Origin of the sequence: Pseudomonas asiatica, from assembly GCF_040214835.1 — a bacterium.
Lineage (GTDB): Bacteria > Pseudomonadota > Gammaproteobacteria > Pseudomonadales > Pseudomonadaceae > Aquipseudomonas > Aquipseudomonas putida_Z.
In genome coordinates, this window is record NZ_CP157874.1 from 2,192,913 (window position 1) to 2,205,293 (window position 12,381).

Below are 12,381 nucleotides of genomic sequence, written 5' to 3' on the forward strand. Positions count from 1 at the left end.
TTGCCCCGGTCGTCAATCTGTTGCCATCACGGCGTACCGTTACGGCCATGCAGGTGATAGGCCGGGCGCTCGCTCAGCCGCTCGTAATAATCGCGCACGGCCGGCAGGTGCGGGTGCTCGAACGGCGTTTCGAACCAGCGGTTGACCGACAGGCCAATGGGGATGTCGGCCAAGGTGAACTGGCTGCCGGCCACATAGGCACCGGTGCTTGCCAGCTGGCGGTCGAGAATGTGCATGTAGCGCGCCCAGTCCGCGCAGCCGGCGGCCAGGGCCTGTGGGTCCTGGTGGGCGGGCGAGTGCCTGACCAGCGACATGAACGCGTAGCTCCAGGAACGGTTGAGGTCCGAGGCCTGCCAGTCGATCCACTGGTCGATCCTGGCCCGCGCCTGCGCCTCGCCCGGGTAGAACGCGGTGGCGCCATAGCGCGTGGCCAGGTAGCGGATGATGCTGTTGGACTCCCACAGGGTGAAGTCACCATCCTGGATCACCGGGATCATGGCGTTGGGGTTCAACGCAAGGAACTCGGCGCTGTCCGTGGGCTTGAAGCCCGCCCCCCAGTCTTCGCGCTCGAACGCGACCTCGAACTCGGCGCAGGCCCACAGGACTTTTCGTACATTGATGGAGGAGGCTCTGCCCAGTATCCGTAGCATGGTGTTCATCCTTGTGGGGGGAGATTGATCGTCCGTCACTGCCGGTTGCCGGTCAAGAGCCTGAGTGGTGGTGGAGCATCCCCTTTGTAGGTTCCTTGTAGTCCATTTCCGAAAGTAAGCCTTTCCACCCCCAAGGTTATTGTGGCGGGGCAGGCAGCGCCCTAGTCTCGGCACGCTCGTAACCCCGAGGAATGGACATGGACAAAGACACTCCGAAAGAAAGCAGCAACCTCAATGTAGTGCGTGCAGCGGGCCGTTTTGGCAACGGCGGCGCCGAACTGGTGCAGATGAACGCGCAGCTGCCAATGCGTACGGCGCTGATGGAGGCCTCGAGCATCATGGGCTGCATTACCGAACTCACCCGCAAGGCCATCGACCGGCCCGGTGACCGCAAGGCGATGATGCAGGCCACGTATTACCTGGCAGGCATGGCCAAGGCGCTGATCGACGGCCAGTTGCAGCAGTTGCGCCAGGCTCGGGGAGGCGAGCAGGAGCCTTAGTCAGGCTTGCCTGGGGACCATGAACTTGGCACCCTTGGCCAGTTTGAATCTCTGTATCACGACAGAAGGAAGTTCGCATTGAGCTGGGACAAGGTGGGGAAACTCCTCGTAGCCGTGCTGCTTGGCCTGATGGTCCTGTTGGCCGCCTATGGGTTGCTCAGGGGCAACCCGCGCCTGGAGGCATCGCTGACCTATGCCTACCTCACCTATCCCAGCCAGTTCAGCGAACGCATCACCAAAGCCAGCGAGCAGCTCAAGTACGAGCAGTTGCAGGGGCGTATCAATTCAATCAGCGAGGGCGGGCTGAGCCACGATCAGGTCGAGCGGCTGATCGAAATGGCCCAGGCGCCGTATGCCCAGCTGTTCGCCAAGCCCTTCGAGGCCGGGCTGGTCGACCACCGTACCGGTCTGCTCATCGAGCTGCGCAACAGCGGTGATGCGCAGGTGCGCCAGGTGAAAATCCGCCTGCCGGCGAAAGGCCTGGTACAGGTGCGCGATGCAGCTGGCAATGACACCATCCTGGAAACCTCCACCATGCAAGCGGACATCCCCGTCATCGAGCCGGGTGGCGCGTGCAAGGTATGGGTGTATTTCGATGCGGACTACTCACAGATCCGCCAGGGCGGGGTCAGCATCAGTCACGCCGATGGCAAGGCTGACATACAGGTTTACCGCGAGGTCATCGGTTTCCCGGCCTGGGTGGCCCGTTACAGCCGCGAGCTGATGGTGCTGCTGGGCGTATTGGCGGCCAGCGTGCTGGGTCTGGGGTATGCCTGCCTGTCGCGTCGCCGCCTGGCGTGAGCTTGCCGGGCGTGTCTTCAGGGCAAAGGACATTTGCCGCAAACTCAACAATCGCGCGTTGACAACCCTCTATAGTGCTCGGCATTACAAGACCCATGCCGAGCCTGCCCGATGATCCCCTCCCTGGACTCCATTTTTTCCCGCCTGCGCCTGCGTCAGTTACGCCTGCTCATCGAACTGGACCGTTGCGGCTCCCTGCACAAGGCGGCGGAGGCCATGGCGATTTCCCAGCCCGGTGCCACCAAGGCCTTGCGCGAGGTGGAGGAGGTGCTGGGTGTGCCGTTGTTCCAGCGCCTGCCCAGCGGCCTGGTGGCCAATGACGTAGGCCGTTGCGTGGTGCGATATGCGCGGTTGATTCACAGTGACCTGGGGCATTTGCGCGAGGAGGTGCTGGGCATCGTCCAGGGCCAGGGTGGGCGGCTGGCAGTGGGTAGCATCATGGGTGCCATGCCGACCCTGGTCGGTGCCCTCGGGCGGTTGCGCCGCAAGCAGCCGCAACTGGCGGTGGAGATCGCCGAGAACACCAGTGCAAACCTGCTGGCCCAGCTTGATGAAGGGCGCCTGGACCTGGCCATCTGCCGGCCAGGGCTGGGCCGCAACGCGGCGGACTACGCCTTTGTCGAACTGGCCCAGGAGCCGCTGGCGGTGGTCGCGCACCCTCAGCACCCGCTGGCCGGTGCGGCGGCGCTGGAAGTTGGCGACCTGAGCCAGTATCGCTGGATCGTCTACCCGGCCAACATGCCCATGCGCCAGGCGCTGGAGCGTGAGTTGAGCGAGGCGGGGGTGGAGGTGCCACGCTACCCGCTGGAAACCTTCTCCACCTTCGCCACCTTCATGCTGCTGGAAGACGACCCGACGCTGGTGGCGGTGATCCCCAGCGCCGTGGCGGCGTTTGCCGAGCAGCGCGGGTTGCTGGTGTCGCTGGCAGTGCAGCTGCGGGCACTGAGCGAGCCGTTCGGGATCGTGCACCGGGTAGCAGCGCCGCTGTCGCCGGCGGCGCGGTTGCTGGTGGAGGAGCTTACGGCCGGTTGAGCCCTGTTGCGGCCCCCTATGGGAGCGGGTTTACCCGCGAAGAAGACGACGCGGTGGATGGCACCGGCTGCGCCGGTGTTCGCGGCCACGGCCGCTCCCACAGGTACAGCGTGAGCCCGAAGCCTGCGCCGTCCCTGTGGGAGCGGGCATGCCCGCGAAGCAGGCGACGCGGTGGATGGCACCGGCTGCGCCGGTGTTCGCGGCCACGGCCGCTCCCACAGGTACAGCGTGAGTCCGAAAGCCTGCGCCGTCCCTGTGGGAGCGGGTTCACCCGCGAAGCAGGCGACTGGTGGATGGCACCGGCTCTGCCGGTGTTCGCGGCTGAAGCCATGCAGGGATCTCGCAATCTAGGTCTCAGAACTGCCGCTCGCGGTAATCGATCAAGCTGGAAAACACCGCAATCAACACCGCAGCCACCACAAAGAAGATCAGCGCAAAGAAGTAATCCCCGGTGAACTGCACGATCAGCCCGATCACGATCGGCACCAGCACTCCGGCCATGTTGCCGCAGAAGTTCATGGTGCCACCCAGCACGCCGGTGCGCGACGGCCCGCCGATGATCGCCGGCAGGCACCAGTACATCCCGCACCAACGGATGAAGAACATCGCCACGCACAGCAGGCTGATCACCGCGACGGTCTCGCCCACATAGGCTGCCGCCAGGATGCACAGCGCCGCCACCAGCGCCGAACCGCTGAACATGGTGCGCATCACCAGGTTCGGCGAGGCACCGCTGGCCCGCCAGCGGTCACCGATCCAGCCGCCGATCAGTTCGCCGACAAACCCGCACATGAAGATCAGGAAGGTCGCCCCGCCCATGGCCGAAATGTTCAGGCCATGGGCTTTGTGCAGGTAGCTCGGCATCCAGGTCAGCAGGCCGTAGAACACTGCCAGGATGCAGCTGTAGCCGGCGAACATGGCAAAGATCGAACGGTCCTTGAGCAGCTCGCGCAGCGGCAGCCTGGCCTTGGCTGCCGCGGCATGGGCGCTGGCGTTGCCTTCGGTGATGTGGCGCAGCTCGGCCTCGTTCACCCCCGGGTGCTCGCTGGGGTGGTTGCGGATGTACTTCCACGCCAGGATGCCGGCCAATACGGTGCCGACCCCGGCCACCACGAAGGCCAACCGCCACGAACCCAGCCAGGCAATCAGCCCGGAAATCAGGATCGCCCCCAGGGCGCTGCCCAGCGGCGCGCCGCCATCCACCAGCACCGCGCCACGGCCACGTTCGTTAGGCGTCAGCCAGGCGCCATTGAGCTTGGCCCCGGCGGGCATGATCGGCGACTCGGCCACGCCCAGGCCGATACGCGTCAGCAGCAGTACCAGCCAGTTGTGCGAGGCCGCGCCCAGTGCCTGGAACAGGCCCCAGGCCACAGTTGCCGCGCCAATGATGCCGCGGGTGTGGAAGCGGTCCAGCAGCATGCCGCCAGGGATCTGCATCAAGGCATAGGACCAGAAGAACGCACTGAGCATCAGCCCTTCCATGGCCGGCGTCAGGTTGAATTCGGGGGCGATCAGCGGCAGCGCCACCGACAGCGAGGCGCGGTCGATGTAGTTGATTGCGGTCAGCAGCAACAGGATCAGGAAGATGCGCCAGCGCACCGTGGTCATCGGGGCCGCAGCGGGCAGCGCCAGGTCGGCCGGGGAGGGGATGGTCTTCATCGCAGGAGCTCGTTGTTGTGATTATCGGGAGGCGTAGCAACTACGCAGGCCGATTGTTGGAGCGCTGCCGGCAGTGCAGGTAATGAAAAGAGCTGATCCGCCAATAACGCCTGCTTATTACCCAGGCAGGGGATAAGCAGTGGTTATTGGCGGATCAGCTCTTTTCATTATCGGCGGCCCTGGCCCGCGCTCTAGATTGCCCCGGCACGGCCCGCCAGCGTCACGACGGGCACAACAAGAACAACGCAGTTGCCTGAGGACCCCTCATGAGCCAATTCCAGTTCCATTTCCCCACCATTGCCAAATGTGGCGCGGGCCTGGCCGACCAGGCCGGTGCGCTGCTCAAGCCGTACGTGGACGGCACCCTGCTGGTAGTCACCGACCAGGGCCTGATCGACGCTGGCATCCTGGCCGGCTTCTTCGCCTCGCTGGAGCAGGCGGGCATCGACTACCAGCTGTTCTGCGCCGTTGAAGCCAACCCCAGCACCGACGTGCTCGACGCTGCCGTGGCGCTGCTGAAAGAGCGCAACTGCACCGCCGTGATCGGCGTGGGCGGCGGCAGCAGCATCGACACCGCCAAGGGCGTGGCGGCGATGGCCACCAACCCTGGCAACATCCTCGACTACGAGGGCTACGACAAACTGACCCAGCCGCCGCTGCCGATCTTCGCCATCCCGACCACCTCCGGTACCGGCAGCGAATGCACGGCGTCGACCGTGTTCACCAACAAGCGCACGCTGTTCAAGACGGTGATCGTCAGCCCGCGGCTGTTCCCGCGCCTGGCCATCCTCGACCCGGCACTGACCCTGAAGCTGCCTGCGGCCATCACCGCCGCCACCGGCATGGATGCCCTGACCCACGCCATCGAGTCGTATGTGTCGCGCCAGGCCAACCCGATCAGCCAGGCCATGGCCCTGCAGGCCATCCGCATGATTGCCGGCAGCCTGGAAACAACCTACTTCGTCGGCACCGACATGGCGGCCCGCGAGCAGATGCTGCTGGGCTCGTTTCTGGCAGGGGTGGCGTTCTCGCAATCCAAGCTGGGCAACGTGCATGCCATTTCCCACACCTTCGGCGGGGTGTTCAACATCCCCCATGGCATCGCCAACGCCGCCCTGCTGCCTTACGTGATCAAGTTCAACCTGCCGGCCTGCCCGGAGCGCTTCCGCGACATCGCCATTGCCCTGGGCGCCGATGTGACCGGGCTCAGCGTGGAGCAGGCCGCGGCACGCACGGTGGATGCGGTGGTGGCCCTGAACCAGGCCATCGGCATTCCCGCGACCATCCGTGAACTGGGCGTGGACCTGGAGTTCCTGCCGCAGATGGTCAGCGACTCGATGCGCAGCGGCAACGTGCTGGTCAACCCACGCCTGACCACCGCGCGCGATGTCGAGCGCCTGATCACCGACGCCTACCACGGCAACCTCTGAACCTTTTACGGAACCACGACCATGTTCTATGAAATGCGTACCTACACCCTGCACATCGGCAAGATGAAGCAATACCTGGAGCACTTCGAAAAGGAAGGCTTGCCGGTGATCTCGCGCTACGCCAAGCTGGTGGGCTGGTGGTACACCGAGATTGGCGAACTGAACCAGGTGGTGCACATCTGGGCCTACGAGAGCCTTGACGACCGCATCGAGCGCCGCGCCGCCCTGTACCGCGATGCGGACTGGCTGGAGCGCTTCATCCCCGTGGCCTTCCCGATGCTGGTGCGGATGGAATCGAAGCTGTTGATGCCTGCCGCGTTTTCGCCGATCCAGTGACCCTGTAACTGCATTGCATCAAGGAGCAACCCAATGGATCTAGGCATTACCGGCCGCTGGGCCATCGTCTGCGCGGCCAGCCAGGGCCTGGGCAAAGGCTGCGCCGAGGCGCTGGGCAAAGAAGGCGTCAACCTGGTCATCAATGCCCGTACCCAGGCCACCCTGGAGCAGACCGCCGCCGAGTTGCGCGCGGCTTGCCCGGGCATCGAGGTGCGCACCGTGGCCGGTGATGTCGCCGACGCCGAGGTGCGCCAGGCGCTGCTGGCAGCCTGCCCGCAGGTGGATATCCTGGTCAACAATGCCGGTGGCCCGCCCCCGGGCGACTTCCGCGACTGGGGCCGCGAGGACTGGCTGAAGGCACTGGACGCCAACATGCTTACCCCCATCGAGCTGATCAAGGCGGTGGTCGATGGCATGGCCGAGCGCGGGTTCGGCCGGGTGGTGAACATCACCTCCGGTGCGGTGAAGGCGCCGATCGATATTCTTGGCTTGTCCAATGGTGCGCGCAGTGGCCTGACCGGCTTCATCGCCGGCCTGGCCCGTCAGCAGCGCCTGGCGGGCAGCAACGTGACGCTGAATAACCTGCTGCCTGGGGCGTTCGACACGGCGCGCCTGCGGAAGACCTTGAAGGCGGCAGGTGGCGATGTGGAAGCCACCGCCCAGTCGCGACGCAAGGCCATCCCGGCGGCGCGCTTTGGCAGTGCCGGCGAGTTCGGCGCTTACTGCGCGTTCCTGTGCAGTGCGCATGCCGGGTACATCACCGGGCAGAACCTGTTGATCGATGGTGGGGCGTTCCCCGGTACCTTCTGAGTCGCCTGACTGAACGCAGGCCCCCTGTGGGAGCGGGTTCACCCGCGAACACCGGCGAAGCCGGTGCCATGCACCGTGTCGCTTTCTTCGCGGGTGAACCCGCTCCCACAGGTACCGTGTCAGCCCTCAGGCGCGGCGATCAGTGAATCGCCACGGGGTTGATGTTCACCTGGGTCGAGCCCTTGTACAGGGGCTGGCCCAGCACGAACAGGAACTCGAACGCCTTGTCCTTCACCAGCGCGCGGGTGTCGATCAGCTCCAGGTTGTAGATGCCGCGCTTGGCCAGCATGAACTGGTTGACCGGGAATTCTTCACCGGTCGGGTTCGGGTACACCTCCGAAGCCCAGGTATCGCCACCAAAGGCGACAATGCCCTGGTCAGCCAGCCACTCGGCCGCCGGCAGGTCGATGCCCGGTTCGGTGGCGAGGAACTGCTGGTTGTCCTTGCCGATCAGTTCCAGCCAGCCGGTGTTGAACAGCACCACGTCACCCTTGCGCAGGGTAATGCCTTCTTTCTTGAGCACGGCCTTGATGTCGTCGACGGTGAACGAGGTGCCGCCCGGCACGATGGCCTTGCCGTAGTGAGCGGTCATGTCCAGCACCACGCCACGGGTGACCATTGGCGGTACTTTTTCCACGCCCAGCTTGGTCACGCCTTCGACCGTGACGAAATCGGCAGCCTTGTTGCCGTTGTAGTAGACGTTGTCGATACCGATGTGGCCGATGCCGTTGAGCTGGGTGCCGACGCCGGTCCAGCCGTTGACCAGTTCATCGTTGAAGCTGAACTTGTTGCGGCCCAGGGTCTGGCCGGCCTGTTCGCCAGGCTGGATGTTGTACAGGTGGAAGCTGCGGTGGCGGAAGGCCGGCAGGTCTTTGCTCACCGGTACGGCCAGCGGGTAGGTCTTGCCGGTCTTGACCAGGCCGACCGCCTGCTTGACCACTTCGGGGGTGAGCAGGTTGGCGGCGCCGATTTCATCCTGTTTGCCGTAGGGCGAGGTCTGCCAGTCGGCGGCCAGGGTGGCCTGGGCAGTGGTCGCCAGGGCGACGGCGAGCAGCAGGGGCTTCAAGCGTTTCATCGGGTACTCCTGATAGTGAGGCGTTGTCAGGAGCAGATTCTGCGCAGGGCCAGCTATGGGAAAAAGCGGCCCGGGGGACAATGACTTTTGCTTGCCGGTCAACAACCACCCTCGTGCAGCGCCAGGCTCTGGCGCAACTGCTCGAGCATGGCCTGGCGCAGTGCCTGTGGCGCCTGCACGCGGATCGAGCCGGCTTGGGACAGCAGCCAGCCCATCAGCGCACGGTTGTCGTCGACGGTGGCTACCAGGGTGGCGCCGCCGTCCGCTTGCAGCGTCAGTTGCATATCTGCCGACAGGGGCGCCGCTTCCAGGCGCCGGGCCAGCGCATCATCGACCCAGGCGTGCAATTCAACCTGGTCCGGGGGTATGAGCGCATCGGGCTGCAGCTGCTGCGCCTCACCCAGGTTCAGGCCCGGTTGCCAGTACCAGCCGTAGGGCATGCCTTTGCTGTTGCACTGCAGCGGGAACAGCGCCGCGAGTTCGACCAGGTCGCGTTCGACGGTGCGTTTGCTGGTGATATGGCCCACGGTTGTCAGGGCGGCCTGCAACTGGGTGGAACTCATCCCCGGGTGACGGCCGGGCAGCAGCTTGAGCAGCTGCCACTGGCGGGCGATGGTGTGACGGGTAGGGTGGCTGGGCAAAGGGCTCGTCCTTGAAGGCAGGCATGAGGCCTGCCTGAGTAGTGGCGTTTAGCTATTGCCCAGCATACCTTGTAGCAGAATGGGATCCAAGTTCTCGCGTACGGCGTTCAGTCGAGGCGCGTCACCCATTTGCCTGCGCCTTGGCCCTCTTTCAGCTGCCGCAGAGCCTGTGGCAATGCCGAGAAGGCGAACTCGCGGCGCTGTGGCGCGATCAGGCTGCCATCGGCGACGGCCTGCAGCAGGCGTTCACCGGCCACGCGCAGGGCTTGGCGATCTGCCAACCGGCCATGGGCATGAATGCTGTTGAGCGCCACTTCATGCAGCGAGATTGCCGTGCCGAAGGCGGGCGTTGGCGCGGTTTCCTGGCGGTCCTGGATGCACACCAGGTGGCCGTTGTAGCCGAGCAGGTGGGCAAGGCTACCGGCATGGGCGCCGCTGACGGTGTCGAACAGGGCATGCAGCGGGCGCTCGCCCAGGGCGGCCTGCAGTTGGTCCTGCCAGTCGGCGTCGTGGTAGTCGAACACCCCACTCACACCAAGGGCCTTGAGAGTGGCGTGGTGGCGTTGACCGGCACTGGCCCACACGCGCAGGCCGCGTTGCGCGGCCAGTTGCGCGAGGTAGAAGCCCACCGCGCCACCGGCGCCGATCACCAGCACATCGCGGCTGGCACCTTCGGGCACCTTGGCCAGGGCCTGCCAGGCGGTCAGGGCGGGGCAGGGCACGGCGGCCGCGGCGGTGTCGCCGAGCGCACTGGGGATATGCATCACCAGGCTGGCATCCAGCAGGCAGTGCTCGGCAAAGCTGCCGTCACGCGCCAGCGATTGGTGGTAGGCAACGCGGCTGCCCAAAGGCATGTCGACGCCTGCGCCAACGGCGACTACCACACCGGCGCCATCCACGCCCGGTACCGTGCCTTGCTGCCAGGCAGGGTGGCCCCACTCGCAGATTTTCCAGTCCACCGGGTTGAGGGCAATGGCGCGGTTGGCCACCAGCACCTCACCGGGGCCGGGTTGTGGCAGGGGTTTACGCAGCAGTTGCAGGCCGTCGAGGCCGGCGTTCGGGGTCCAGGCCCAGGCTTGATGATCGGTTGGCATGGTGCGGGTCCTTTCGAGACGGGTGAGGGCGGCAGGCTAGCGGGGATCGGGCGGGGGAAACAGCTGCGGTGAGGGCAAGGTGTTTTGATTTCAGGGCAAAAGTCTGGGGCCGCTTTGCGGCCCATCGCGACACAAGGCCGCTCCTACAGGAGAACGCGTTTCCTTGTAGGAGCGGCCTTGTGTCGCGATGGGCTGCAGAGCAGCCCCAGGGGTAACTCAGATAGCCAGGCTGTCGACTACACCACCATCGACCCGCAGCGCTGCACCGGTGGTGGCGGACGAGTAAGGGGAGGCGAGGTACACCGCCAGGTGGGCGACTTCGTCGACATCGGCGGCGCGTTGGATGATCGAGCTCGGCCGTGCGGTACGCACGAAGTTGTCGGCTTCTTCACGAATGCTGCGCCCGGACGCCTGGGCTGCATCAGCCACCAGCGCGGCCACGCCGTCGGTCAGGGTCGGGCCGGGCAGCACTGCGTTCACGGTTACCCCGGTGCCGGCCAGGCGCTTGGCCAGGCCATGCGATACCGCCAGGTTGGCAGCCTTGGTGACGCCGTAGTTGATCATGTCGGCAGGGATGGCGATGCCCGATTCCGAAGAGATGAACAGGATCCGCCCCCAACCTTTCTCGACCATGCCCGGGGCATAGTGACGGGCCAGGCGCACGCCGCTCAGCACGTTGGTGTCGTAGAAGCGCGTCCACTCGCTGTCGGCCACGTCGAAGAAGTCGACGTCGTCGTAGATGCCCAGGTTGTTGACCAGGATGTCGGCCCGTGGGTGGGCGGCGAACAGGGTTTTGGCACCGGCGGCGGTGCCCAGGTCGGCGACCACGCCGTGGATCTGCCCACGGCCACCTTGCTCGCGCAGTTCGGCCAGGGCGGCATCCAGCGACTTCTGGCTGCGGCCGGCAATGACTACGTCAGCGTTGGCGCGGGCCAGGCCGCGGGCGATAGCCAGACCAATACCGCCGGTCGAGCCGCTGATGATGGCGGTGCGTCCGCCGAGGTCGATGTTCATGGAATGGCTCCTGTGGGTGAGTTGCATCGATAGGAGCCATCCTAGTGAAGCGCGGTCAGACTGTAAAAGACGTAATTCGACTGAGTTCAGACCTGATTTGACTTATCAAGCCCTTGCTCGGCCAATGCCAGCACCCGCTCGCGGAAAATGCCCACGATCGGCCGCAAGTCGACCTGGTGCCAGACCGCCCACAACTGCTCGCTGGGCTGGAACCAGTCCAGCTGGCGCAGCACCACGGTAGGCCCGGCGCTGGCCGACAGGCTGCTTTGCACCATGGCCAGGCCCAGGCCGGCGGACACCAGGCCGAGCACGCTCAGCGGGTCGTTGGCCTCCAGCGACAGGCGCGGGGTGAAGCCGGCATCGCCACAGCGGGCGATGAAATCGTCACGCTTGTGGCCCTGGTCGGGCTGCCCACCGGTGATGATCCAGTCCTGTTCGTGCAGGTCGGCGGGGGTCAGTTCGGCCTTGCTGGCCAGCGGGTGCGCGGCCGGGATGGCCAGCAGCAATGGGTCGTCCAGCACCGGCTGGCCGCGCAGGTCGGGGTCATTCTTTGGCGGCGGCTCGCAAACCAGGGCAATGTCCAGGCTGCGCTGACGCAGGCCTTCGAACTGTTCGTTGGGGGTCATGTTGTACAGCGCAATGTGGATTTTCGGGCGTTCGCCACGAATCGCCCGCACCGCGCCCGGCAGCACGCCGGCGTGGATGGCGTGGTTGACGTAACCGATGCACAGCCCGCCTTCCTCGCCACGGCCCAGGCGCTTGCCCAGCGATTCCAGGCGCTCGGCATGCTTGAGCAGGCCACGCGCTTCGGCCAGGAAGGTGCGCCCGTCCCTGGTCAGGTACAGTCGCTGGTTGCGCCGTTCGAACAGCGCCAGGCCAAGGTTGTCCTCCAGCTGGGCGATCTGCCGGCTGAGGGGGGATTGGGAAATATGCAGCTGCTCGGCGGCCCGGCCGACGTTCTCGCATTCGGCGACGGCTACGAAGTAGCGCAACTGACGTAGATCTTGCATGAGACCTCCTGGGACTTAACTATTAATAATTATGACTTGGGCGGTCTCGATCTTGCCAGCGTGCCATGCGTTCACTTCGTCGGGTTGATGAACGCGGTCAATTGTGGGAGCGGCCTTGTGTCGCGAAAGGGCTGCAAAGCAGCCCCAGCAATATACGTCTTTGCGCTGAACCCCTGGGGCTGCCTTGCAGCCCTTTCGCGACACAAGGCCGCTCCCACAACTGACCGCGCAGGCTGGAACATTAAAGTTGACCCGCTCGCAATAGCTTGAAGATAACCTTTGCCTTCAAATCAAAACTCATTGTCCCGTCCCCACCTTTTTCCCATCCC

At 65.1% G+C, this 12,381-nt stretch carries 13 protein-coding genes; 6 read left to right on the plus strand and 7 right to left on the minus strand.

Features of this window, described 5'->3' with window-relative positions:
- Nucleotides 1-26 precede the first annotated feature (26 nt).
- Nucleotides 27-650, minus strand: coding sequence for a glutathione S-transferase family protein (locus tag ABNP31_RS09935; protein WP_015269931.1), 624 nt, complete (start codon nt 648-650; stop codon nt 27-29).
- 197 nt (nt 651-847) lie between these two features.
- Between ABNP31_RS09935 and ABNP31_RS09940 the strand changes: the two genes are divergently transcribed.
- From ABNP31_RS09940 to ABNP31_RS09950, 3 genes are all read left to right on the plus strand, one after another.
- Nucleotides 848-1,150: a DUF3077 domain-containing protein gene (locus ABNP31_RS09940; RefSeq protein WP_025338583.1), complete on the plus strand. Its 303-nt coding sequence runs from the start codon at nt 848-850 to the stop codon at nt 1,148-1,150.
- A 78-nt stretch (nt 1,151-1,228) separates the two neighbouring features.
- Nucleotides 1,229-1,951: a hypothetical protein gene (locus tag ABNP31_RS09945; RefSeq protein WP_350013258.1), complete on the plus strand. Its 723-nt coding sequence runs from the start codon at nt 1,229-1,231 to the stop codon at nt 1,949-1,951.
- 111 nt (nt 1,952-2,062) lie between these two features.
- The gene (locus ABNP31_RS09950) at nt 2,063-2,983 is read left to right on the plus strand and encodes a LysR family transcriptional regulator (protein ID WP_085663248.1); all 921 of its coding nucleotides are present in this window, start codon (nt 2,063-2,065) and stop codon (nt 2,981-2,983) included.
- 354 nt (nt 2,984-3,337) lie between these two features.
- Here the strand turns inward: ABNP31_RS09950 and ABNP31_RS09955 are convergent, their stop codons facing one another.
- Nucleotides 3,338-4,642, minus strand: coding sequence for an MFS transporter (locus tag ABNP31_RS09955; protein WP_075044788.1), 1,305 nt, complete (start codon nt 4,640-4,642; stop codon nt 3,338-3,340).
- Nucleotides 4,643-4,908: 266 nt separating this feature from the next.
- Here ABNP31_RS09955 and ABNP31_RS09960 point away from each other — a divergent pair, with 266 nt between their 5' ends.
- The 3 genes from ABNP31_RS09960 to ABNP31_RS09970 are packed head-to-tail and all read left to right on the plus strand — an operon-like array spanning nt 4,909 to nt 7,218.
- A complete protein-coding gene (locus tag ABNP31_RS09960; protein WP_350013259.1) occupies nt 4,909-6,072 on the plus strand; it encodes an iron-containing alcohol dehydrogenase in 1,164 nt (387 codons plus the stop codon).
- 21 nt (nt 6,073-6,093) lie between these two features.
- A complete protein-coding gene (locus tag ABNP31_RS09965) occupies nt 6,094-6,408 on the plus strand; it encodes an NIPSNAP family protein (protein WP_013972037.1) in 315 nt (104 codons plus the stop codon).
- Nucleotides 6,409-6,441: 33 nt separating this feature from the next.
- Nucleotides 6,442-7,218 (plus strand): SDR family oxidoreductase, encoded by a 777-nt coding sequence (locus tag ABNP31_RS09970; protein ID WP_085663251.1) that lies wholly within the window; start codon nt 6,442-6,444, stop codon nt 7,216-7,218.
- A 139-nt stretch (nt 7,219-7,357) separates the two neighbouring features.
- On the opposite strand, the gene ABNP31_RS09975 is transcribed toward ABNP31_RS09970, so the two are convergent.
- From ABNP31_RS09975 to ABNP31_RS09995, 5 genes are all read right to left on the minus strand, one after another.
- Complete coding sequence (locus ABNP31_RS09975) at nt 7,358-8,293, minus strand: cyclase family protein (protein ID WP_350013260.1); 936 nt, start codon at nt 8,291-8,293, stop codon at nt 7,358-7,360.
- Nucleotides 8,294-8,391: 98 nt separating this feature from the next.
- Complete coding sequence (locus tag ABNP31_RS09980) at nt 8,392-8,934, minus strand: WYL domain-containing protein (protein ID WP_085619236.1); 543 nt, start codon at nt 8,932-8,934, stop codon at nt 8,392-8,394.
- A gap of 107 nt (nt 8,935-9,041) precedes the next feature.
- Complete coding sequence (locus ABNP31_RS09985; RefSeq protein ID WP_238067599.1) at nt 9,042-10,028, minus strand: zinc-binding dehydrogenase; 987 nt, start codon at nt 10,026-10,028, stop codon at nt 9,042-9,044.
- A gap of 216 nt (nt 10,029-10,244) precedes the next feature.
- Nucleotides 10,245-11,042, minus strand: coding sequence for an SDR family NAD(P)-dependent oxidoreductase (locus ABNP31_RS09990; RefSeq protein WP_350013261.1), 798 nt, complete (start codon nt 11,040-11,042; stop codon nt 10,245-10,247).
- An 86-nt stretch (nt 11,043-11,128) separates the two neighbouring features.
- Nucleotides 11,129-12,052, minus strand: a complete 924-nt coding sequence (locus tag ABNP31_RS09995; protein ID WP_350013262.1) for a LysR family transcriptional regulator — start codon at nt 12,050-12,052, stop codon at nt 11,129-11,131.
- Between the last annotated feature and the right edge of the window lie 329 nt (nt 12,053-12,381).

What these genes read in the sequence shown, in the direction of transcription:
- ABNP31_RS09940 (WP_025338583.1), top strand. Translation starts at nt 848, where the DNA reads ATGGACAAAGACACTCCGAAAGAAAGCAGCAACCTCAATGTAGTGCGT.
- ABNP31_RS09995 (WP_350013262.1), bottom strand. Translation starts at nt 12,052, where the DNA reads ATGCAAGATCTACGTCAGTTGCGCTACTTCGTAGCCGTCGCCGAATGC.
- ABNP31_RS09990 (WP_350013261.1), bottom strand. Translation starts at nt 11,042, where the DNA reads ATGAACATCGACCTCGGCGGACGCACCGCCATCATCAGCGGCTCGACC.
- ABNP31_RS09960 (WP_350013259.1), top strand. Translation starts at nt 4,909, where the DNA reads ATGAGCCAATTCCAGTTCCATTTCCCCACCATTGCCAAATGTGGCGCG.
- ABNP31_RS09985 (WP_238067599.1), bottom strand. Translation starts at nt 10,028, where the DNA reads ATGCCAACCGATCATCAAGCCTGGGCCTGGACCCCGAACGCCGGCCTC.
- ABNP31_RS09950 (WP_085663248.1), top strand. Translation starts at nt 2,063, where the DNA reads ATGATCCCCTCCCTGGACTCCATTTTTTCCCGCCTGCGCCTGCGTCAG.
- ABNP31_RS09935 (WP_015269931.1), bottom strand. Translation starts at nt 650, where the DNA reads ATGCTACGGATACTGGGCAGAGCCTCCTCCATCAATGTACGAAAAGTC.
- ABNP31_RS09965 (WP_013972037.1), top strand. Translation starts at nt 6,094, where the DNA reads ATGTTCTATGAAATGCGTACCTACACCCTGCACATCGGCAAGATGAAG.
- ABNP31_RS09955 (WP_075044788.1), bottom strand. Translation starts at nt 4,642, where the DNA reads ATGAAGACCATCCCCTCCCCGGCCGACCTGGCGCTGCCCGCTGCGGCC.
- ABNP31_RS09975 (WP_350013260.1), bottom strand. Translation starts at nt 8,293, where the DNA reads ATGAAACGCTTGAAGCCCCTGCTGCTCGCCGTCGCCCTGGCGACCACT.
- ABNP31_RS09970 (WP_085663251.1), top strand. Translation starts at nt 6,442, where the DNA reads ATGGATCTAGGCATTACCGGCCGCTGGGCCATCGTCTGCGCGGCCAGC.